At 57.2% G+C, this 22,321-nt stretch carries 15 protein-coding genes; 8 read left to right on the forward strand and 7 right to left on the reverse strand.

Translation table 11 applies throughout. The features are described 5' to 3' along the window. Positions 1-123: 123 nt before the first annotated feature. The gene (locus K1Y02_16200) at positions 124-2,910 is read right to left on the reverse strand and encodes a hypothetical protein (GenBank protein ID MBX7257905.1); all 2,787 of its coding nucleotides are present in this window, start codon (positions 2,908-2,910) and stop codon (positions 124-126) included. Between the two features lie 151 nt (positions 2,911-3,061). Between K1Y02_16200 and K1Y02_16205 the strand changes: the two genes are divergently transcribed. Genes K1Y02_16205 through K1Y02_16215 form a run of 3 tightly spaced genes read left to right on the forward strand, consistent with a single transcriptional unit; the run spans position 3,062 to position 4,512 of the window. Beyond that, a complete protein-coding gene (locus K1Y02_16205) occupies positions 3,062-3,286 on the forward strand; it encodes a DUF433 domain-containing protein (GenBank protein ID MBX7257906.1) in 225 nt (74 codons plus the stop codon). Beyond that, the gene (locus tag K1Y02_16210; protein ID MBX7257907.1) at positions 3,283-3,615 is read left to right on the forward strand and encodes a DUF5615 family PIN-like protein; all 333 of its coding nucleotides are present in this window, start codon (positions 3,283-3,285) and stop codon (positions 3,613-3,615) included. Before K1Y02_16205 ends, K1Y02_16210 begins: the two co-directional genes overlap by 4 nt. A 39-nt stretch (positions 3,616-3,654) precedes the next feature. Continuing rightward, on the forward strand, positions 3,655-4,512 hold the full coding sequence (locus K1Y02_16215; protein ID MBX7257908.1) for a site-2 protease family protein: 858 nt from the start codon (positions 3,655-3,657) through the stop codon (positions 4,510-4,512). 25 nt (positions 4,513-4,537) lie between these two features. Here K1Y02_16215 and K1Y02_16220 read toward each other — a convergent pair whose 3' ends face one another. Then, complete coding sequence (locus tag K1Y02_16220) at positions 4,538-6,268, reverse strand: hypothetical protein (protein MBX7257909.1); 1,731 nt, start codon at positions 6,266-6,268, stop codon at positions 4,538-4,540. A gap of 274 nt (positions 6,269-6,542) precedes the next feature. Here K1Y02_16220 and K1Y02_16225 point away from each other — a divergent pair, with 274 nt between their 5' ends. The 3 genes from K1Y02_16225 to K1Y02_16235 all read left to right on the forward strand — a co-directional run bounded on the left by K1Y02_16225 (position 6,543) and on the right by K1Y02_16235 (position 13,241). Beyond that, complete coding sequence (locus K1Y02_16225; protein MBX7257910.1) at positions 6,543-9,635, forward strand: hypothetical protein; 3,093 nt, start codon at positions 6,543-6,545, stop codon at positions 9,633-9,635. Positions 9,636-9,747: 112 nt separating this feature from the next. Continuing rightward, positions 9,748-11,058, forward strand: coding sequence for a right-handed parallel beta-helix repeat-containing protein (locus K1Y02_16230; GenBank protein ID MBX7257911.1), 1,311 nt, complete (start codon positions 9,748-9,750; stop codon positions 11,056-11,058). 59 nt (positions 11,059-11,117) lie between these two features. Beyond that, positions 11,118-13,241 (forward strand): beta-galactosidase, encoded by a 2,124-nt coding sequence (locus tag K1Y02_16235; GenBank protein ID MBX7257912.1) that lies wholly within the window; start codon positions 11,118-11,120, stop codon positions 13,239-13,241. Positions 13,242-13,263: 22 nt separating this feature from the next. Here K1Y02_16235 and K1Y02_16240 read toward each other — a convergent pair whose 3' ends face one another. From K1Y02_16240 to K1Y02_16255, 4 genes are all read right to left on the reverse strand, one after another. Then, entirely contained in the window at positions 13,264-14,109 is an 846-nt protein-coding gene (locus K1Y02_16240) for a carbohydrate ABC transporter permease (GenBank protein MBX7257913.1), read from the reverse strand. After that, entirely contained in the window at positions 14,106-15,020 is a 915-nt protein-coding gene (locus K1Y02_16245) for a sugar ABC transporter permease (GenBank protein ID MBX7257914.1), read from the reverse strand. Before K1Y02_16245 ends, K1Y02_16240 begins: the two co-directional genes overlap by 4 nt. A 1-nt stretch (position 15,021) precedes the next feature. Next, complete coding sequence (locus K1Y02_16250) at positions 15,022-16,305, reverse strand: sugar ABC transporter substrate-binding protein (GenBank protein MBX7257915.1); 1,284 nt, start codon at positions 16,303-16,305, stop codon at positions 15,022-15,024. 141 nt (positions 16,306-16,446) lie between these two features. Then, positions 16,447-18,387: an acyl-CoA dehydrogenase family protein gene (locus tag K1Y02_16255; GenBank protein MBX7257916.1), complete on the reverse strand. Its 1,941-nt coding sequence runs from the start codon at positions 18,385-18,387 to the stop codon at positions 16,447-16,449. A gap of 208 nt (positions 18,388-18,595) precedes the next feature. On the opposite strand from K1Y02_16255, the gene larA reads away from it, so the two are divergent. Both larA and K1Y02_16265 read left to right on the forward strand, forming a co-directional pair. Continuing rightward, complete coding sequence (gene larA / locus K1Y02_16260) at positions 18,596-19,894, forward strand: nickel-dependent lactate racemase (protein ID MBX7257917.1); 1,299 nt, start codon at positions 18,596-18,598, stop codon at positions 19,892-19,894. A gap of 85 nt (positions 19,895-19,979) precedes the next feature. Beyond that, entirely contained in the window at positions 19,980-21,200 is a 1,221-nt protein-coding gene (locus tag K1Y02_16265) for an ATP-binding protein (GenBank protein MBX7257918.1), read from the forward strand. Between the two features lie 29 nt (positions 21,201-21,229). Here K1Y02_16265 and K1Y02_16270 read toward each other — a convergent pair. Beyond that, positions 21,230-22,321 (reverse strand): hypothetical protein (locus K1Y02_16270; GenBank protein MBX7257919.1); only part of this gene is annotated, 1,092 nt, incomplete at its 5' end.

A 22,321-nucleotide genomic window follows, 5' to 3' on the forward strand; every position in this document is an offset into this window, starting at 1 on the left:
CCACTTCTGGCGGAGGGGACAGCATCAAAAGGAGGCTGTCCCCATGTTGTTATACGTCGGAATACGAATCAGGCCGGAGCAGTTCTGTCAGCTCCGGCCTGATTGTGATTTAGTTGATAGACGCTAGATAGTGAATTCCACCGTCGCGACCTTCTTCTTTCCCAGCTTCAACGAGAGGTTTGAGCCGTTGGGCTTGAGCTCACCGCGGCGCTCTTCGTTAAGGTTAGTGAGCCAAGCTTTCTTGATCGGCTTCGCGAACTTCAATTGGGCGGTTACTGGTTTGTTCTCGGGGTTATACACGCGCACGACGTAGCTCTTGTCGCGGTCTTCGTGGCGCTTGAACGCCGTAAGCTGGACGTTGCCGCCGGAAAGCGTCAAGAAGCTCTGCGACTTCGGCAGCGTGCCTTTGTGCGGACCGCACTGCGCCGGTTCGAGCGGCAGGTTGAGTTCGTCGGCTTCTTGGAACACACCGTTGGTCCAGTCGCCCTTGTGCGGGTAGATGCTGTAGGTCCACTCGTGTTGGCCGATGCACTGGGCGAGGTCCATCTCCGGATAGACTTCCCAACGTCCGAAGATGGGGCAGTTGCGGTAGGTAAACGCGCGGAACAGCGTAATGCCCAGCGTGCGCTCTTTGTTGTCGAGCGCTTCGTATTCGCGGATGCCTGTGTTGAGAATCGCGAAGCCCTTCTTGCCGTCGGTCATGTCGACGAAGCGGTACATCGGGTACTGAGGGTTCGGGCGGCCGTAGTAGGCCTTGCCCTTCTTGACCGTGATATCGCGCGCGATAACGTCGTAGGCGGCCTCGGAGTACGTTTCCTTGGCGTTGAGGCGCGTGGGGAACATGACACGCAGGCGGTGGTTACGGCACTGGTTGTCGAGCGAAGTCGTCACGTCGAGGCGGCGCTGTCCGGCGCGCAACGTGAAGCGGCTGGTGACGACGAGCGTCTTGCGTTCCTTCGTGCGGCGCGTGTGGCTCATTTCGGCTTCGCGGAACTGCGCCGTCAATTCGTCGTCGATGCCGATGGGGATCTCCATGCGGTACTCGACGCGGACGCGAGCCAGCAGCGGACCGGCTTCTTCCAACACGATGGCGCAGGGGCCTCCGTGCGACGTGATGGTTTCGTTGGTGTGTGGCTCCATGTGTATCCACGAGTGGCCGGTTTCACCGGTGTCTTCGAGGTAATGCAGTCCCGCATAGACCTGGCCCGTTTCCTTGTGGGTCATGTCGAGCGTGCCGTCGCTGTTGAAGACGACGCGAAGGTACTCGTTTTCGAGAACGTTAGTCTCTGGGGCGAGCGAGCCAGGCTCGTATTGCCACTTGGGTTCGCGGACGATGTGGTAGGTCTTGTAGCCGAACGCTGGGATGTCGTCGACTTCGACATGGCACAGCACGCGTTGGGAGTTCATTTCGATAGAGATGTCCTGCAAGTTGCGGATGAGCGTGCTCCACTCGAACTGTTCTTTGCGTTGGATGCGCGAGACTTTCTTGCCGTCGGGCGTGCGGATGCTGAATGCGTCGTAGCCCATCTTGTCCGGCATGTCGATGAACGCGGACACGACGCCTTTGCGCGGGAACGGCGACGGATTGAAGACGGTTAACACCGAGTCCTTCGGCGTCAGGTCGGAGTTGTCGACGGCGATCTGCACCGCGCCCATGCCGCGCCGTGCGAGGCCTTCGCCGATGATGCACACCTGGTCGTAGCGGTAGAGCGAGTCCCGCTCCATCTGATCGATGCCCGCGCCGGTGATCGTGTCGTGCGGATGGTTCTGCAGGAGCAGCTTCCATGCACGGTCGATAGCGGATTTGACGTACTCGCCGCCAACCATGGAGCCGATGGCGCTCCACGGCTCGGCCATACGCTGCAGGGTCACTTCTGCCTTATGGTTGGCGCGCTTCAGGCGCGTGCGCGCGCTGATGACGTCACCCATAAGGTGTGTCCACTTGCCGGTGGAGCCGGGGTCGCGGCTTTCGCCGGTGAGCAAGGTGGGGTTCTTCACTTCCTTGCGCATGGCTTCCATGTACGTGCGCAGATCCGAGAGTTTGATGTCGTGTTCGGGAAGCAGCTTCTGGCAGAGTTTCATGATCCGCGATTCTTCGGGATCGGGATCGCTTGTGTCGAAGCCCTGCATACAGCAGATGTGGCTGGTCGTAAAGTGCTCGGACTCGTCCTTCACGAGCTTCAGCAATTGATCCCGGATGGGTTTGTCGTTCCACTGCTTGATGTGCTTGTCGAGTACGTAGTAGTGCTCACGCGGACGCTCCTCGCGCGCAAGACGGAACGGCGCCGAACCGCGGTCCCAATCGTAGCGCGCGAACACATCATCGGAACCGTATCGCAGCACGCGGTAGACATAGACGTAATAGCTGAATCGGCTCATGCAGCCAAAGCGCATACCGAGGAGACGCGAGCCATCAGGGCCTTCCAGCATGAATTCGCTATGGGGCGTGTTGATACCGCGATAGAAGATGATCGTGTCAATGTCGAAGCCGTTGTAGATTTGCGGCATCTGCGACGTTTGTCCGTAACCGAACGGCGTATAGCCGACCTTTGAGACCGCTCCCAGGTCTTGCGCGACACGGTGGCCGACCAACAGGTTGCGCGTCAGGGATTCGGCATTGACGAGATACTCTTCCGGAAGCGAATACCACGGGCCCACGATAAGCCGGCCTGACTTGACGTGCTTTTCGATGGTCGCGCGCTTTTCGGGGCGGAGTTCCAGGTAGTCCTCGACGCAGAGCGTCTGCGAGTCCATCGTGAACGAATGGAATTCAGGGTCGTTATCGAGCAATTCGAGAAGGTTGTCCATGAAATCCAGAAGTAACAGGCGTGTCTCCTCGAAGGGATATCCCCATTCACGATCCCAATGCGAATTCGACACGACATGGATGGTTTTACGGCCTTTGGACATGGAACTTCTCCCGGGGGTTGATTAGAGGCGGATATGATGACAAATGGAGAGGGGGGCGCGCAATTCGGCTACGATTTGAAGAAGAGGCAGTGAGTGCGTGGTATAATACGGTCCACATTTGGACTTTGTTTGACAGGAGGCTTGAAGCGCAATGTCGCTCAAGGAACGATTGACCATCGAACCCGGAAAACGGGGCGGAAAGCCTTGTATTCGCGGTATGCGAATCACTGTGTACGACGTGCTGCAGTACATGGCTTCCGGTATGACTGCAGAGGAGATTCTAGCGGACTTTCCGTACTTGACGCACGACGATATTCTTGCTTCGTTGGCATACGCCGCGGAACGTGAACATGCTACTCTGGTCGTCCCTGCGTGAAGCTGCTCCTTGATCAGAATCTGTCTCCGCGATTAACTCGTTTGCTGTCTCACCAATTCCCCGGCATCCTTCACGTCAGTGAGATTGGTCTTGATAGGGCTAGTGACCTTGCCGTTTGGGAGTATGCTAGAGAAAACGACTGCACTATTGTCACTAAAGACGCAGACTTCAGCGAACTCGGCACTATTGAGGGTTTTCCTCCCAGGGTAATTTGGATTCGCCGAGGTAACTGCTCGACAAGCGATATTGAAGCTCTTCTAAAGCAAAATCGCGACGCTATAGCTATGTTGATTGCCGATCCGACGGCTGGCGTGCTTGTCTTGATGTAGTAGAGCTTCAGATGTACATCCGAACTGCAGGATTCCCTGATGAACACATTTGAGCCGCCCCCTCTGCCTCCGCAACAGATTCCACCATCTCCAACATTGGAACCGGGTGAAGGTCCGCCGCCAGCAAAGCCAAAGTCGTCGGGGGCTTTGGGTCCGATCGGCGGGGCTATCGCTTTGGTTGTTGCGTTTGCCGCCAAGTTCAAGTTTTTGCTGGCACCCTTCGCGAAGTTCTTTCCCATCGCTCTGAAGACAGGCGGGACGATGATTCTGTCGATTGGGTTGTATGCGGTGGAATGGGGATGGATGTATGCCGTGGGGTTTGTGTTTCTCATTCTTGTGCACGAGTGCGGACACTTGGTTGCCGCTCGCATGTTTGAATTGAAGGCGGGAATGCCGGTCTTTATCCCGTTTATGGGAGCGTTTATCGCGCTGAAGGAAGCTCCGCGCAACGCGTGGATCGAGGCGTGGGTGGGAATTGGCGGGCCGTTGCTAGGGACGGCTGGTGCTCTCGTGTGCGTTCTGATTTATTCCGTGACGCAGGAACCGCTGTTCATCGCGCTTGCCTACACGGGATTCTTTCTGAATCTATTCAATCTGGCGCCAATCAGTCCACTTGACGGCGGGCGTATTGTGACCGCGCTGTCTCCGTGGCTTTGGTTGGTGGGACTTGCCATTGTCGGCGTGTTGGTATACACGCACATGAATCCCATTCTCTTCCTCTTGTTGCTGTTGGCCGCGCCACGGCTGTTCATGCTGTTTCGCGCAAAGACAGACGAGGAGCGGCGCTATTTCGAGGTGAGTGGGGAACGGCGGTTCGCCATGGCTACACTCTACTTCGGGCTAATCGCTTTCCTCGTCGTGGGTATGGAACTCACGCACATCAGACCGCCGGAGTAATCCAACGCACTTACTTCGAGCCGGATCAGTCAACCTTAGGCAAGTCGAAGTGGAGACCCTGGACTGGCCAGCCGTTTTCGTCTGTGAACCGGATGTTCACTCCCCAGCGGCCTTTGTGGTTGAGCGACGTGATCGCGAGCGTGTTGTCCCCCTTGGGAATCGTCAGCGGTATGGTCTCTTCGAAATCGTATCGATCTTTGTAGACCATGCCATGTCCCTTCTCGGGGTATTGACGATGGTCCGCGACCACGTTCTTGTTCAGCCAGACGATGGCGCCGTCATCCCAATTGAAATGCATGACCACCTTCTGTTCTTCGTCGGCATGAATCGTTGCCACAAGGTGGACCGAGCAATTGTCCGTGGCCAGATAATCGAAGGCGGCCCCAAGACGAACGCTTCCCAATGAGTCCCAATTCCGGAACTTGAACCAGCGCACCGCGCCATCCCTGCCGTACACGGGCAGGTCGGGATTGATGGGCGCAAGCGCGGCGTTGGGCGCGGACTGCGCGGCGTGGGTGGCCGGATTCGAGAGCATGCCCAGCACCATCCATTCGGCGGGAGTGCCGAACCGTTCGCAATACATCTGCGGAGTCAGTTCTCCCGCATCAAAGGCGCGCACGTTCTTCACCAGATCGAGAATATGCGGGTCCTGCGACGTCGATTTGTCCTTCAGGATGTTGTGCCATTCGGCGACCACGTGTTCTTCGTCTTCGAAAGGAGTGTTGGTTAGCTTGTACTTCTCGCGGATGTCCGGCGCGTATGAATGCCACACGGCGTGACTCGTGAAGGACCAGATGTAGCGCTTGGCGGTCAATCGAAGGATTTCTATTTGCTGACGGAGTTCCGCCAACTCCTTGTCCCACGGTTGCATGGGGTAGTCCTTACCGCCAGTTTCCACGCGATGCAGCGGCCACACGCCCGGCGCAACCGAGCAGCGGTTATTCCAGTACGCCAAGACGGACTTGTCTTGGATGAGCTTGCGAACGTTCAAATCGCCCGCTCTTCCCAGCGCGACTTGAGACACCGGGTCCAAGAGGCTGTATGAACGTTCATACGTGAAGTGGAGTCCTCCGGGAGCGTCGCGTTTGGCCATAGCTTCAAGAATGGCGCACTGATAGGCCGTGCAAATCGGGCGGCCCCAGAGTTCGCCGGGCAACAGCAAGATGACGGCATCGGGATAGGCATCCAGCACGGCATTCACCGTAGCTGCGCCTTGCTCGCGCGCCGCGGCTAGCAGGTCCTCGGTGGTATAACCGTCATATGTATACACGGCGTGGTCCAGGGAATAGCGAGGATAGGGATATTCCACGTCAATGGCCACGCCGCGGAACCCCATCTCCTTTGCGGCGCGACCGACTGCGGAAAAGTGCGTGACCATCTTCGCCGTGTAATCTTTGGAAAGGAGTGTTTGCGACGAAGGCCACTCGTCGCTGTCACCGAAGTAGACGCCCAGGAAGTTCTCCGTCGCACCTGCTTTGCTCAGGCTGGCAACATTCTGACGGGCAAGGTCCATCCAGGAGGAGTCCTGGGGGGGCGCACCGTCCACGCCAAGAGAACTCGTGACGCTCGTATCCCAACTGCCAATGACGAAGAAGAGTCCATCGTAGATCTGCGCGACGTCGGAAGCGTGGTCGTTCAGGTATGCGTTGGGCTGCGCGGAATACGCGAGCATCTTGGGCGTGGGCTCGGCATTGGCCTGTACCGGAAGAATGGCTGATAGAAATGCTACACACGCGAGCAAAGACTTTCGATTCATGATGGACTCCTACTGATCATTGGACGGGCCACGTACCAATCATATGGCAGACGTCCAGTTTGCGTGGCGTGATCGTGACACGCGGCCCAATGGATGTAAAGTCGCGCCTATGGCTTGAACTGTTGAAGGGAGCTGAATCTGAAGGCTCTCACAAAGGCCTGCGGAGATTCCCCCACAAGTATCTTGGGAAATGGCCCCTGCAACGTCTAGAATGGAGGCTCGGGCCGCGAGTCGGGTTGCGGTTCCCAGGCGCAGATCATGAGAGGGGGATGTCATGAAGTCAGCGAGTCGGACGATCCGGGTACTGACAGTATTGGGAGCGATTGCCATGGTGTGTGGTGTCGCGACGACTGCGAAGGCAGTGGCGTCGGGTGAAGTGCGATCTGGATTTGCGGCGCCAACCGTGGAGTACAGCACGGCGCCGCTGTGGGTGTGGAATGACATGATGTCCGAGGAGCAGGTGCGGCAATCCTTGCGCGACATGGCCTCGCAGCACGTCATGCAGGCGTTTGTTCATCCGCGTCCCGGTCTGATGACGCCTTACCTCTCCGATCAGTGGTTTGCGATGTGGAAGGTCGCGCTCGACGAGGCCAAGAAACTTGGCATGCGCATTTGGATCTATGACGAGAATTCCTATCCGTCGGGATTCGCCGGTGGATTCCTGGGCGAAGTAATGCCTGAAGCGCGCGGCCGGGGCTTGAAATATGAAGACGTGGAAGAAGTTGCCACTCCCCTCGGTGAAGACGTGTTGGCCGTGTATCGTCTCGATGGCGACGCCTACACGAACGTGACAAAAGAGAGCTCTTTACCCAAAGGGAAGTACTGTGTCGTGACGCAGGTCTTCGCGCCGACCAGCCCATGGTTTGCGGGCAAGACCAACATTGACCACCTGATTCCCGGTGCAACCGAGAAGTTTCTAGAGATCACGCTGGATGCGTGCAAGGCGCACTTCGGCGACGAGTTCGGCAAGTTGGTGCCGGGGTCGTTCACGGATGAGCCGCATCTCGGCATGGTGGGACTGCATTGGACGCCGGATCTGCCCGAAGCTTTTCAGAAGCGATGGGGGTACGACATTATGGCGAACTTGCCGTCGCTCGTGAAGGACGTGGGCGATTGGAGACGCGTGCGCCACAACTACTACCAGTTGCTCAATGAGCTCTTCATTGAACGTTGGGCCAAGCCGTACTACGAGTATTGTGAGCGCAATAACCTGGCGTTCACCGGCCATTACTGGGAACACGAATGGCCGAACACGACGACCGTGCCGGACAACATGGCGATGGGCGCGTGGCAGCACGTCCCTGGCATCGACATTCTGTTCAATCAGTACAACGAAGGCGTACATGCCCAGGTCGGAAACGATCGCGCAGTAATAGAGTTGGCGAGTGTCGCCAATCAACTCGGCAGGCAACGCCGGCTCTGTGAAGCATACGGAGGCGGCGGTTGGGACCTGCGCTTTGAGGATATGAAGCGGATCGGCGACTGGATCAGTGTCCTGGGTGTTAACTTCATTGACCAGCATCTGGTTCATTCGACGTTGCGCGGCGCGCGCAAAGGCGACTATCCGCAGACGTTTTCGTATCACGCGACGTGGTGGGACGCCTACGGAATCCAAGGCCAGTATCTCACGCGAGTGTCGTATGCGATGTCGCAGGGCGAGCAAATCAACACGGTGCTCGTTCTTGAACCGACTTCGACGATGTGGATGTACCAGGTGAGTGACAACGGAAGGCTCAATGCCACGGGCGAGGACTTCCAGCGTTACGTGACCCAGTTGGCCAAGGATAACGTGGAGTTTGACCTGGGTTGCGAGTACATACTTGCAAACTGGGGCCGCGCGGAAAATGGCAAGCTCATCGTCGGCAAGCGCACGTACGACCTGGTTGTGCTCCCGGTGCATACGGAAAACCTCGATGACGCGACGATGTCGCTTCTCGAAACGTATCTGGCGCAGGGTGGCGCAGTGTTGTGTGAAGCCGACCAACCGCCGGCGTACGTCGACGGCAATGCGTCGGACCGTGGCGTGAAAGCCAGCCAGGCCAAAGGATGGCAGAAGCCCGGCAGCGCCACGACACTTCAGGATCGGCAGGCCGGAGCCGACAGTCCGTTCTCTATTGTCCTTGATAAGAAGGCAGACACTGTCTTGTACCATCAGCGGCGCACGCTGGACGATGGTGAACTCGTGTTTCTTGTGAATACGAGTGACACCGTGCCCGCGAGCGGTAAGTTTCGCTCTGTAATGAAGGGCGTGGAAGAGTGGAATCTGGAGACGGGCGAGACCGGGTTGCCGTACCCGTTCGATGCGAAGGACGGAGGCGTGCAGGCGGCATTTGAGGTGCCGCCGTGTGGAAGTCTGCTGCTGTTCCTTTCGCGAGATACACGCGAACCTGTCAAGGTCAAGCCGATTCCTGCGATGGTCAATGTTGCCGAGAAAGGCGATCTGACAGTCAAGCGGGCCACATCGAACGTGTTGACGCTCGATTATGTAGATGTGACCGTGGGCGGAGAGAAGCGTGAAGCGCAGTATTACTATGGCGCGGCGGAACTCATTTTTCAGAAGCATGGGCTGGATCGCAATCCCTGGGATCATGCGGTGCAGTTCAAGGATGAGTTGATCAGCAAGACGTTTGCGCCAGACAGCGGATTCGAAGCGACGTACCATTTCAACATCGAAGGAGACGCGCCCAAAGGTTTGCGCGCGGTGGTGGAGCGGCCGGATCTCTATGCGATTACGTGCAATGGGACTACCGTTACGGCTATTCCCGGCGAATGGTGGACCGATCGTGCATGGGGGGTGATCGACATCGACGCGTGTGTGAAGTCGGGCGACAATACGCTGACCATTAAGGCGCAACCGTTCACGATGTTCCACGAGCTGGAACGCGCGTATATTCTCGGCGAGTTCAGTCTGAAGTCGACGGACAAGGGATTTGCCATCGCGACGGAAACGGGGCTCGCGCTTGGAGCGTGGAATGTGCAAGGGTGCCCATTCTATGGCGCGGGAGTGACCTACACGCAGCGTTTTGATATCCCGAGGCGCGATGGCCGAGTGGAAGTCGTGCTTGGCGACTGGTTGGGAAGTGTTGTGAAGGTGCGAGTAAACGGTGAGAATGCCGGGTACATCTACCATAGGCCGTTCACGTGCGACATCTCCAAATGGGTCAAGCCCGGCGAGAATACGGTCGAAGTGGAAGTCATAGGGACAAACAAGAATACGCTTGGTCCTCACCACGGTAATCCACCGCTGGGCATTGCCGCGCCTGACATGTTCCGCAAGGGACCGGTGCCCGGACCGCCCGCTGGAACCGAATACAGCACGCTTGGTTACGGTTTGTTTACGCCGTTCCGAGTGCGCTGCGAGAAATAGCGGCCATTCAGCGCAATCGCGTGTAGAAGAGCACCGTCATCCATCGCCCTGCGGCGTTGAAGTATCGCTTGCCTATGCGCAAGGGGACGCAGAGCAGTGAGGAGGGGCTGCGATGAGATTCGTTGTTGTCATCGGTTCACTTCTGTCGATGGGGCTTTTGCCCGCCTACGCGCAAGTCCCGCGTAATGATGCGGCTATTCAGGAAGTCGCGGAGGGTAAGCGCGATACTGCAAACGCGGCATGGTGGGGATTCTCGACAGAAGATGCGACCGAAGCGCTTCAATCCGCAATCGACTCAAAGGCGGCGCGCGTCGTGGTGCCGTTCATGGGCGCGGATTGGATTGTGCGCCCGATTCGTCTGCGCGGCAATCTTGAGTTGTGTTTCGAGCCGGGCGTTGTCGTCATGGCAAAGAAGGACGAGTTTCAAGGCCCCGGCGATAGTCTTTTCTCAGGAGATGCGCTGGAGAATCTGAAGATTTCCGGTTACGGCGCGACGCTGCGAATGCGCAAGCAAGACTACGCAGCGGCTCCGTACAAGAAGGGCGAATGGCGGATGGTCATTGATTTGGGCGGATGCCGCAACGTGACTATCGAGGGGATGCGGCTGGAAAGCAGCGGGGGGGATGGCATCTATGTGGGCGCCGGCGGCGGCGACAAGCCGTACTGCGAAAACGTGACCATTCGCAACGTCGTGTGCCACGACAATTACCGGCAAGGCATCAGCGTTATCAGCGCGAAGGATCTGTTGATCGAGAACTGCACAATGTCCGGGACGGGGGGGACAGCTCCCGAGGCTGGGATTGATTTCGAGCCCAATGCGCCCAACGAAAGACTGGAGAATTGTGTAGTGCGGAATTGCCAGTTCGCGGACAATGAAGGGGCGGGGATTCTCGTGTATCTAAAGCCGCTCGACAAGACCAGCGCGCCCGTGTCGCTGCTCTTCGAGAATTGTCACGTGCGCGGCGGGAACGACGCGGGCATTGGCATTGGCGCAATCAAGGAGGACGGCCCCGGCGGCACGGTGGAGTTCAGGAATTGCACCGTGGAGAACTCCCAGAAATGCGGAGCGTTTATCTACGACAAGGCGGCGGGAAGTGCCCTGGTGCGATTTGTGAATTGCACGTGGAATAACGTCGGCATGGGAAAGCGATCCGGAGAATCAGGGCCATTTCCTCCCCTGCTCATTTCGCAGATGTACAAAGGAACCGCGCCGCAACTCGGTGGAATTGCGTTCGAGGAGTGTTCGGTCTTTGATGCAGTGGACCGGCCGGTGCTGGAAGTCGAGGAAGCAAAAGGCGACCAAGGTATTGCGAATTTGACGGGGACTATCGCGCTATTTGGGCCGCATGAACCTAGAATAACGGTGGTGAATCCCGTTGAAAGTTTACAGGTGATTTCGGGCTCTTCGCGGCCTCGACCGTAGGACGCATAGCGCCTGAGACCTAGCAGCCGTAGAATGATTGAAAGAAAGAGGGTGTTCGCATGGGGGTGGTTTCAATGCGCGTGTGGGTGTGTCTGGCAATCGCGGCCATGACTTCAGCAAGCGCCGCTTTCGGTGACGGCGAGACGATTATAGAGCGATTCGACAGCAGAGGAGTTCCGAAAATCGCGCGGGAACTCAGCGCGAAGTTGTCAATGGCAAAAGACAAAGATGCGAGGCGGTCGCTTCTTGAGGTCCGGTGCAAACCCGCTGCCGAATCAGGCGTAGTGCTGGGATCCGGAGAAGATCTGTGGGATTGGTCGGGGAGTGGCGGCGTGGCGTTTGACGTGTTGAACATCGGCGGTTCGCCGCTTGCATTGTGTATCCGCATTGACAGCGTGGGCGAAAAGGGGCGCGAAGCGTCGGTAAATCGATGCATCACGATTGGTCCTTCCAGCCGGAGGACTGTGCCCATTTCGTTTGCGCGCAATGGCGCTGGACCGTATTGGGGCATGCGTGGCATTCCAGAATTCGGACCCATTACTCGATATGGCTTTGACCTCGGGGAATTGGGATTGGACTTGAAGGCCGTCGCCAGAGTGACCCTTTTCGTGAAGGATGCCAAAGGTGGCGAGTCGTTTCGTATTTCCGATCTGCGCCTGTTCAATGAGGGGAGCGCTACGCAGTGGATCGTTCCCAATCCGTTTATCGACCGGTACGGTCAGTATATTCATGCAGACTGGCCCGGCAAGGTTCACAGCGACGATGAGTTGAAAGAACTTCACGCGAAGGAACAAGCGGAATTGGCGTCCGCTCCGAGGCCCGCGGGCTACGACGAGTATTGGGGCTGGCTCGAAGGTCCGCAGCTTCAGGCAACGGGCCGTTTTCGCGTGGAGAAGGTCGATGGGAAATGGTGGTTCGTGACGCCAACTGGCCGCCTCTTCTTGTCTCTTGGCATGGATTGCGTGACACCTGGAGACAGCACGTTTGTTGAGGGACGCAAGGACTGGTTCGAGTGGATTCCCGAGGACAACTCGCCGTTCGCCGAGTTCATTGGCATGCAGCATGGCGTACACAGCATGGCCGAGCCCATCAACGGGAATGGCCGGACATTCAACTTCTATAACGCGAATTTGAAGCGTGTGTATGGCGACGGTTGGTCACAGGCTTTCTTCGAGCGCGCTGACAAGCGTCTGTGCGCGTGGGGCTTCAATACGATAGCCTTCTTCACGCCGTCGGATGCGACGAACGCGTCCAAACTACCGTATATTGCGGGTGCCGGGACCGCTTCCAATCGTGTTCTGGAGGGGGGGAAGGGGTACTGGGGTAAGATGAGGGACGTCTTCGATCCTTCGTTTGAACCTCTTACGGTCGAGAATATCGCCAAAAGTTGCGAACGCTACAAAGACGATCCGCGCGTAATTGGGTACTTTGTCGATAACGAATTGTCGTGGTCCGGGATCCCCATGGGAACTTTGGACAGCCCTCCCGATCAGCCCGCGCGCATTGCATTTATTGACGATCTGAAATCCAAGTACGGAACGATCGAAAAGGTCAATGCCGCGTGGGGAACAGACGCGAAAGACTGGGACAGCCTGCGGCTTCCGCGTGCTGTCAATGATGCAACGCAAGAAGACGCCGGGGCATTCGAATACCGGTTTGCGCGCAGGTACTTCGATACGGTTGCCGGGGCAATTCGTAAGTACGATCCCGGTCATCTGTACATGGGATGCCGGTTTACGCTTGCCTATTTCCCGAAGAACGTTGTGCGCGCGTGCGCGGAAGTTGTGGATGTGTTGAGCATTAACGCGTACATCACCGAGATCGCGCCGGATCAGCTCGTCGAGTACGGAAAGCCCGTAATCATCGGCGAGTTTCATTTTGGCGCACTGGATCGCGGGATGTTTCACACGGGCCTGCGCACTGCGGACAACCAAGCGCATCGCGCGCAACGCTACGAGGACTATGTGCGTAGCGTGGCTGTGAATCCGGCCTTTATCGGATGCCACTGGTTTCAATACTGCGACCAGCCGACGACCGGCCGCGTGCTCGACGGAGAGTGCTACAGCATCGGTTTCGTAAATACCGCGGACATCCCGTACAAGGAACTTGTCGATGCAGCGAAGGATATTCACGGCAAGGTGTACAAGATTCGCAGGGAATCGGGTCTGCGAATGCCAGAGTGAGATTTGGCTCCCCGTTAGATGCTCATAGCTTCAACGCGCCCGCCGTTATCCCCTGGATGAACGCGCGCTGAAAGACGACAAAGGCGACTACAAGAGGAAGAGTGGCTAGCAAGCCTCCAGCCATGACCATACCGTAGGGGGTGCGGAACTCTCCTTGAAGCAGATAGATTACCAGCGGCATGGAATACATGTCGGGTGTTCGGAGCACGACGAAGGCCCACATGAGGTTATTCCAACTGCTGATGAGTAGCAGTATGCCCAAGGCCGCGAGAGCTGGTTTGCACACGGGCAGCACCACTTTCCAGTAGATTCCAAATTCACCGCATCCGTCGATGCGCGCGGCCGCCAGCAAGTCGTCGGGGACGTTCGAGTCGATGTACTGTCGCATCCAGAAGATCCCGAAGGCGCTGGCCGCGCCGGGCAATATCATGGACCAGTACGTATTGACCAAGTCGAGTTTCGCGAGCACCACGAACACGGGAATCATGGTAACGGCCGTGGGAATCATCATGGTGCCGAGAACGAACGCGAAGAGTTTTTCGCGGCCGGGTGCGCGGCGGAATTTTGCGAAGGCATAACCGCCAAGCGAGCACAAAAAGACGGCGAGCGCCACGTAGCCGCCTGCCATGACACAGGAATTGACGAAAGCGCGGGCCAGCGTGGTCTCGCGAAACACATTCACGAAGTTCTCCACGACGGGTGGATAGGGAATGAACCGCGGCGGCATCTGGAACAACTGGTCGCGCGTCTTAAATGCGGAGATCAAGAGCCAATAGAACGGAAATAGAAAAAGTGCCGCTGAGAGAATAAGCACAGCATATGCGAAGATGCTCGATGCCAGGTTCTTTATATGTGCCGACGCACTCATGCATCCAATCTCCGCCAGCGCAGCACAATCAGCGAGAGAATAAACACCATTACTGCGACAACATAGGCCGCGCACGATGCGTAGCCGAAGCGGAAGTCGGTGAACGCCGTGTTGAACAAGAAGACGCCGAAGTTCGTGGATGAGGTGCCCGGCCCCCCCAAAGTCATGACGAAGACTTCCTCAAACATATAGGTGGTGCCGATGATGGACATGATGGTGCAGAAGACGAACGTGGGCCGCATCAGGGGCATCGTGATGGAATACATCTGTTGCCAACGCGTTGCCCCGTCGATGGTGGCCGCTTCGTAGTAGTCTTTGGGGATTCCCTGAAGACCGGCGAGCATCAGCACCATGTTGTACCCGGTCCATCTCCACACGAGTACGATGGAAACGGAGATCTTTGACCATTCCGCGCTTTCGATCCATTTGATAGGCGCATAGGGGCCGCCAGGAAGCGGCCACGTGAGTCCGGACCAGATCCAATTCAGCAAACCGTTCTGTGTACTGAAGAGCAATGAGAAGACGATGGCAATGACAACCATGGGCGTAATACAAGGGACGAAGATCGCCATGCGAAACAGACCCAGTCCACGAAGGCGCGTGTTATTGAGGATGTTGGCAAAGAGAAAAGCGAAGATGAACATGGGCGGGATATAAATCGCGCCCATGACGAGGGTATTCCAGAGGGAAGTGAAGAATTCTTCGTCCTGATAAAGGGATATGAAGTTTTCGAAGCCTACGTGTAAGGGGGGGGTAAGTCCGTCAAACTTGGTGAAACTGAGGTAGAGTGAATAGAGAAGCGGATAGAAGCCGAAGACCGCAAACAAAACGAAGAACGGCGATATAAACAGGTAGAAGTGACGGTTTTGCCATATGCGGTGCGAAAGGGCGTTGCGGTTGATAGCAGCCATCCTAACGCGTCTCCGGAGTGGCGATAGCGCGCCCGAGCTTGCGGTGGAGCCGCGATTCCATGTGCGCGAGGAACTCGCCGCTGTCCGTCCGGTCGCCGGCCCAAAGCGTCAGGGCCTGCATCACATAACGACGCGCTTCGTTCCAGTCCGATGTGCGCGTGAGCGGCGGAATCTTCTCGATATCGGTTGCGAAGAGTCTTCGGACTTTTTGGCCGCCGTAGAAGGGGTCGGGTTCGTCGAAGAAGGGATCGTCGAAGGTCGTCATGAGGCACGGAAAGAGGTCGAACTTGCGGTACTGCTCTAATTGGGCTTGCTTATTGCACAGCACGTACTCGATGAAGGCCCACGCGGCGTCGGGTTGCGGGCACTGTTCGGGAATTACAAGCACCGAACCTCCGAGGTTGCTATTGCGTAAACCGCCGGGTTGGATGGCCGGCAATCGAAAGACACCCCAATTGCCCGCCGTCCCCTTTGTGTAGTCTCGCGCGGACCCGCCAAACCACACGGCCATCGGATACGAAGCAATGGAGTCGTCGGACATGGAGGCGTAGAACTCGTGCGAGAATGGATTCATCGCAGCGGTTATCTTCGAATCGAGCAAGGCGCGCAGCACCTCGAGCGCTTCGAGATTCTGGGGGGAGTTGATGATGATGCGGCCTTCCGGATCGAAGACACCGCCGCCGTTTTGTTGCATCAGGATTTCAAACATATCGAATAGCCAACCAACGGAGAGCGCCATCATCATCGTTTTACCATTCGATTCACGGACAATGCGCTTTCCCACTTCGATGTAGTCCGCCCATGTCTCGATGGCGTCTGGGTCAACGTGGTACTTCGCAAAGAGGTCGCGCTTGTAGAACACGGCGCAGGGACCCATGTCCCAGGGGATGGCATAGATGCGGTTCTCGTGGAGGCAGGCCTGCCAAAACGCCGGAGAGAACTGGCCTTCGTATTTCTTGGCGCGTTCCGTCAGATCGAGCAAGCGGCCACTGGGAGAAAAGCGCGGCGCGTCGTACATTTGCAGCTGGGACACGTCGGGCGCGCCCACGTTCGCGGCGAGCGACAACAGGAAGCGCGATTGCATTGCCGTGCCGGACGTTACGACGTCCACTTTGACGTTGGGATAGCGTTCGTTGAACGACGGAATGAGGTTGATAAGGCTGGCTGCCGCGATGTTCCAACCCCATACGTTGAGCGTTCCGTGTATGGATGGGTTGGGTTGCAGGAGTTCTTGCGCCGAGGTCGGATTGACTACACCTGCGGCAAAAACTAGCGCAACGGCCACGCGTCTTCCAAGCGAAGTGGCACACTCTACCGCACGCCGTCTCGTCCCAATCTCGCGGAGCATTACCGGCTCAGGCCCCCTTATTCGGATGCCTTGAGTATTCGGTTTTTGCCCGTTGAATACAACCTTCGCGCGGGGACTCTACTTGACGCTTACCGGTTCGTTGTCCGGCACATTCGCGTCCTTCGCCTGCTTGTTCCAATCACGCCAGTTTTTCGGATAGTCGGTGAAGATATCGTTGATCATCCACCGATACTTGCCCGCCATAAAATCCGCTGTCACAGAATCGTAGAGCTTGTTGTGATTCTTCTTGAGCGACTCGAAATTGGCCGCGATTCGAATGCGCGCATTGCGGCAGAATAGGTCGGCCAGTTTCTGCGGCGACTGGCCGGGTACACCGCCGTTCGCATCGAGGCTTTCCGCGCGCGCCAGGCAAACGGCCATGACGAAGAGGTCCACGCCGATGTCGACCATGTTGGCCAACAGCAGTTGTTCGGTCTCCAACTTCTTCTGGTACTTGAGCATCGTGTGGAAGATTGTACGTGCAAGCCGCTTGCAGGTCTTTCTCACGAAGGCCAGATGTGCGCGATTCCCGGCAGAGAGGTGTTTGCACTCAAGGCTACCGCCGCCCGGCAACCACATCCGAGGATACCACGACAGATAGAATTTGGCCGCTTTCAAAAGCAAGCTCATCTTGCTTTCGTTCTTGCCGGCCAGGTGCGGCATCGCCAACGGCATGATCAAACGGAAATGGGTGTCGAGTGCTTCGCGCGCCATGATGAGATGCATGATTTCGGTCGAGCCTTCGAGAATGCGCAACACACGCGCGTCCCGTTGCATGCGCTCGCCCGCCATGGGCGCTTCGCCGCGCTGATACAACGAGCGTTCGTTCTCGTAGCCGCGTCCGCCGCGGATCTGAATCCAATCGTCGATCATGCGCCATAGGGTCTCGGTGCAGAAGTATTTCGCGATGGCTGCTTCAAGTCGGATGTCGGCTTTGCGGCTGTCCTCCAATGCACATGCGTACCAGACGGTGCTGTCCATGGCAAAAGTATCGGCGGCAATATTGGCGACTTTCTTCGCGATTTCCTGATGCTTGCCGATTGGTGCGCCCCATTGGACGCGCTCGTTGACCCATTGCTCCGCCATCACCATGATCGCTTTGCCGGTACCCGCGCAGGATGCGGGAATGCCGAGACGGCCCGCGTTCAGAGTGGTCAGGGCGATCTTCAACCCTTCTCCTGGTTGGCCGATGATGTTCTCCGCAGGCACCTTGACGTTAGTGAACCGGAGTTTGCCGTTGCCCAAGCCGCGCAGGCCCATGAACTGGCACCGGTGCACCACTTCAAATCCCGGCATGTCTTTTTCGACGATGAACGCTGTGACTTGCTGGCGTTCTTTGCCCTTGACGATCTTCGGAGGCGTCTTTGCCATGACGACCAAAATGTCCGCGAGTACTCCGTTCGTACACCAGAGTTTTTCGCCGTTTAGGAGGTAATAGCTACCGTCTTCGCTGGGCGTCGCGGTCGTTTCCATGCGTGCGGGGTCGGAACCGACGCCGGGCTCCGTCAAGGCAAACGCGGAGATTTCGCCTTTAGCCAAACGCGGCAGATACTTCTTCTTCTGTTCTTCGGTACCGAACGTCTTCAGGGGCTGCGGTACGCCTATGCTCTGGTGCGCAGAAATCCACGAGCCGGTGTTGCCGCAGAAACTGCCAATGAGATGAAGTACGCGGGAGTAGTTCGTTTGCGAGAGTCCCATCCCGCCGTATTCCTTCGGAATCTTCAACCCAAACGCGCCGATCTCCGCAAGCTTGTCGAGAACGCGACGCGGCATTTCGCCGTTTGCGTCAATCTCGATTGGATCGACGTTTTCCTCCAATGTGCGCATCATCTGCTCAAGATAGGCATCGCCGATTTTCTTGTCCTCGGGGTCCTGCATGGGGTAAGGGTGCATGAGGTCCCATCGGAACGCGCCTCTGAACAACTCCGCTGTAAAGCTCGGGTACTTCCATTCCTTTTCACGAGAATCTTCGGCAAGCTCCATTGCCTTGTCTTTTTCGGAAGTGTGCTGCGCAGCCATAGCGGTGCCCTCACTGTAGTTGGAGAACGCTGTCTGACCAGGACTTACCGAATGGTAAGTAATGCGGTCGATTTTGTCAATACCCTGCAGTTCGGCACTTTCCGGGGGGGGCTCGTGATGGACTTGGCAGAACTCGCGCGTTTGGCGGTTCGCAGGTAAGCGTGGTATGTTCCGAATGCACTTCGAGTTCGTGTGGGGAGGAGGGGGAGTGTCCGATCAGAAGTCTTTGGTAGAGACTACTTACTTGGCTTATGGCAAAGGCAGACTTCCGCTTAGGATGGATTCAAATCTGGCGCAGTGGACCGTTGTATCACCCCGCCATGAAGCCGCATTGCCGGACGCGCGCACGGAATTCAAACGCGCGTGTGCGAGCCCTATTCTAGGCAAGAGTATTCGTAATCTCATCGCCCCTGGAGAGCGGGTGTGCATCGTCACGTCAGACGGTACGCGGCCGGTGCCGAATCGGCTGCTGATACCTTGGATAATTGAAGAGTTGGGCGTCCCCGACGACAGCGTCACGGTACTGGTGGGCACGGGCACGCATCGCGCGAATACGCCAAAGGAATTGGCAGAGATGTTCGGGGAGGACATCCTCCATCGCGTTCGCGTCGTGAACCACGATGCCTACGACGCGGAGCGGAATGAATGCGTGGGAACGACTACGAACGGAATTCGCGTGTCGCTGGATCGAGAGTACGTGCGCGCGGACAAACGTATTGCGGTGGGATTCATCGAACCGCACTTCTTCGCTGGATTCTCGGGAGGGCCCAAGGCAATTGCGCCCGGCGTTGCATCCCTGGAGACTATCCTTCAACTACACCGCTACGAGCTGATTGCGCACCCGCAAAGTACGTGGGGCGTATTGGACGGTAATCCGGTGCACGAGGCCATTCGCGAATCGGTGGCGTTGTGTCCGCCCGATGCACTGGTGAACGTCACGTTGAATGCCGACAAGGAGATCACGGCGTTCTTTATCGGCGACTACGTCGCTGCGCATCGCAAAGGATGCGAACACGTGCGCAAGCAGGCGATGGTGGCGGTGCCGCACGCGTTTCCGGTCGTCGTGACTTCGAATAGCGGATACCCGCTCGATCAGAACGTGTATCAGGCCGTAAAAGGGATGTCTGCTGCGGCGCAAATCATTGAACCTGGTGGGACGATCTTTGTGGCATCGGGGTGCTGCGACGGAATCCCCGGTCACGGCAACTTCGGATCCATGCTGCGCGAAGCAGACTCCATGGCCGGCCTTGACGCCCGACTGAAGGCACTGGATTCACCGAGACTCGATCAGTGGCAGGCACAGCTCTTTGCCAAGATTTGCCTTAGAGCCGAAGTTTACCTACGGTCGTCGCTCGACGAGGCCACGGTGCGCGCGTGCAAACTGACCCCGGTAGAAGATCTGCAGGCGAAGCTTGAAGCACACCTTCGTGCTTTGGGAAAAGAGGCGAGAGTGGCCGTGCTTCCGGAAGGCCCCGTGACGGTGGCGTATGTAAGTGATTGTACGTGATTGTTTTAAGTGGAAGTTGGAGCATGCAGGATTGTCGTAATTCTTCTTGACATAGTGTCAAATTGACACTATGATGTGGTGGATTATGACAAATTATCTGCCCAGAGAACTTGCTCCTCGTCTGGAATCTGCGCTTCGGCAGCTTCCAGTTGTCGTCCTTTCTGGGCTTAGGCAATCCGGGAAGAGCACGATGCTTCGCAATGAACCGAGCCTGATTCGGGGGCGCAGCTATCGGACTCTGGACGATTTTGCGACACTGGCATCGGCGCAGGCGGAGCCCGAAACGCTTCTGAGCGACGCCGCAATCTTGGACGAAGTTCAGCGTTGTCCCGATCTGTTAATCGCAATCAAAAAGAGCGTGGATGACCAACGGCATCCGGGGCGATTCATCCTCACTGGTTCCGCGAACCTGTCGCTTCTCGGCCACGTCTCCGAAACGTTGGCGGGACGCGCGAGCTATTTCACGTTGCACCCCATGGCTCGGAGAGAGATTCTGAGGGGGACAGGGCATACGCCTTTTCTTGTCAATTTCATCGAGAAGCGTAGACTGCCTACAACCGAGGCCGTGCCCATTTCGGAAAGCGAGGTGCTGGCGGGAGGACTTCCTCCGGCGTGCCTGACTACGCCCGGCGGTGCCGTGGAATGGTTTCGCGGCTATGTGCAGACGTATGTGGAACGAGATGTCCGGCAGCTTTCCCAAATCACTGATTTGGTATCGTTCAGAAATCTTGCTCAGTTGGCCGCGCTGCGCAGTGGTCAGCTTCTTGTGACCAGTACACTGGCGCGTGACGCGAAACTAAGCGCAAGCACCGCGAAGCGGTATCTCGATCTCCTGGAGACGTCGTTTGTTATTCGAAGACTGCCGCCATTTCTCAAGAACCGAAGCTCGCGTCTCGTCAAGTCTCCGAAACTCTACTTCGCGGACAGCGGGCTGGCCGCCTACATGGCTGGCATAACATCGTTGGAGCCAGGGAGAGACGATCTGCTTCGAGGCGCGTTGTACGAGACCTATATTGCGCAGAACCTCTCGGCACTATGCGAAGCACACCTGCCAGATGCGCAGTTGACGTATTGGAACGAGCAAGGCAGATACGAGGTGGATTTTGTCCTTGAGAATCACCGCGACGTGTTCGCATTTGAGGTGAAGACCGCATCGCGTTGGAACGATCGTGACCTCTTCGGTTTGAAGGCCTTCTTGGAGCGCACGCCGCAGTGCGCCGCGGCGGCTCTCATTTATAACGGCAAGACGAGCGTAAAACTTGGCGAACGGCTGTGGGCAATTCCCATGGGGCACTTGCTCGCTTAACCCGCAGTTTACACCGGCACAACTAAGGGCTATTTCCCGGCGCTGTAACCTCCAAACTCATACGCTGCGTCGAATAAGGCGACGATGTTTTCGGGAGGGACACCGGCCTGTATGTTGTGGCAGTTGTTGAAGATGTACCCGCCGCCGGGTTTGAAGGCATCGAGGTTGCGCCTAACGTGTTGACGCACTTCTTCGGGCGTGGCGGTGGCCAGCACGTGTTGCGCGTCGATGCCTCCTCCCCAGAAGCAGATTTGCTTTCCAAACCGTTCTTTGAGGGATTCTGGAATCATGTCCGTTGCGCTGATCTGAATGGGATTGAGGACATCCACGCCGTTGTCGACTAGATCGGGAATGTACTCCACGCATGCGCCGCAGGTGTGGTACCAGATCTTCGCGGTGGTCAGCGATTTGATGTGTTGGACGAGACGTTTCTGACGCGGTTTTACCACCGCGCGGTAGAAGTCGGGCGCAAACAACGGTCCGGTTTGGCCGGCGAGGTCGTCGCCGATCATGACGACGTCAACGAGATCGCCGATAGCTCCCATGAACCCGGTATAGAAGTCGATCCAGTACCTGGCCGTGCAGTCGAGCAGGGCCGCGCAGAACTCAGGCTCCACGAGCATATCCATGAGCCAGCGTTCGAGACCGCGCATGTACCAGCAGTATTCGTAGACCACGCCGCCAATGCCTGTGCAGACTGCGTAAGAAGTCTCGTCACGCAAGCGTTGCACGCGCTCGCGAAGGCCGCGAAAGCGCGACGGATCGTTTCCAACAGGAAATGGATAGGACTTCAGATCGTCGATGGTCGCATTGGCAAGGGGGTGGTGTGTGATGTCCATATAGAGTGGTTGGTCGTCAGGCATCGACCACACAACGCCAAACTCGTCGCGCAGATCGTGCCAGAGGCGGCCATCGCGCGTGTTCTGGACGATGCCACCCTTGAAGCTGTCGGGCGCGCCAGCCGTGACGTAGCGGGTATCGACGCGAAAACGCTGGAGCACCGCCTCACACGGCTTGGCCAATTGTTGAACGGAGTCGAGGATAACCAGTTCGTCTTGAATGCCGAGGTGTTCCAACAAGCGCTGATAGGCAATCTTGTGTATGCCGGTCTGAAAGCCGCC

This window comes from Candidatus Hydrogenedentota bacterium (assembly GCA_019695095.1).
GTDB lineage: Bacteria > Hydrogenedentota > Hydrogenedentia > Hydrogenedentales > SLHB01 > JAIBAQ01.

What these genes read in the sequence shown, in the direction of transcription:
- K1Y02_16200 (MBX7257905.1), bottom strand. Translation starts at nt 2,910, where the DNA reads ATGTCCAAAGGCCGTAAAACCATCCATGTCGTGTCGAATTCGCATTGG.
- K1Y02_16205 (MBX7257906.1), top strand. Translation starts at nt 3,062, where the DNA reads ATGTCGCTCAAGGAACGATTGACCATCGAACCCGGAAAACGGGGCGGA.
- K1Y02_16215 (MBX7257908.1), top strand. Translation starts at nt 3,655, where the DNA reads ATGAACACATTTGAGCCGCCCCCTCTGCCTCCGCAACAGATTCCACCA.
- K1Y02_16220 (MBX7257909.1), bottom strand. Translation starts at nt 6,268, where the DNA reads ATGAATCGAAAGTCTTTGCTCGCGTGTGTAGCATTTCTATCAGCCATT.
- K1Y02_16225 (MBX7257910.1), top strand. Translation starts at nt 6,543, where the DNA reads ATGAAGTCAGCGAGTCGGACGATCCGGGTACTGACAGTATTGGGAGCG.
- K1Y02_16230 (MBX7257911.1), top strand. Translation starts at nt 9,748, where the DNA reads ATGAGATTCGTTGTTGTCATCGGTTCACTTCTGTCGATGGGGCTTTTG.
- K1Y02_16235 (MBX7257912.1), top strand. Translation starts at nt 11,118, where the DNA reads ATGGGGGTGGTTTCAATGCGCGTGTGGGTGTGTCTGGCAATCGCGGCC.
- K1Y02_16240 (MBX7257913.1), bottom strand. Translation starts at nt 14,109, where the DNA reads ATGAGTGCGTCGGCACATATAAAGAACCTGGCATCGAGCATCTTCGCA.
- K1Y02_16245 (MBX7257914.1), bottom strand. Translation starts at nt 15,020, where the DNA reads ATGGCTGCTATCAACCGCAACGCCCTTTCGCACCGCATATGGCAAAAC.
- K1Y02_16255 (MBX7257916.1), bottom strand. Translation starts at nt 18,387, where the DNA reads ATGGCTGCGCAGCACACTTCCGAAAAAGACAAGGCAATGGAGCTTGCC.
- K1Y02_16265 (MBX7257918.1), top strand. Translation starts at nt 19,980, where the DNA reads ATGACAAATTATCTGCCCAGAGAACTTGCTCCTCGTCTGGAATCTGCG.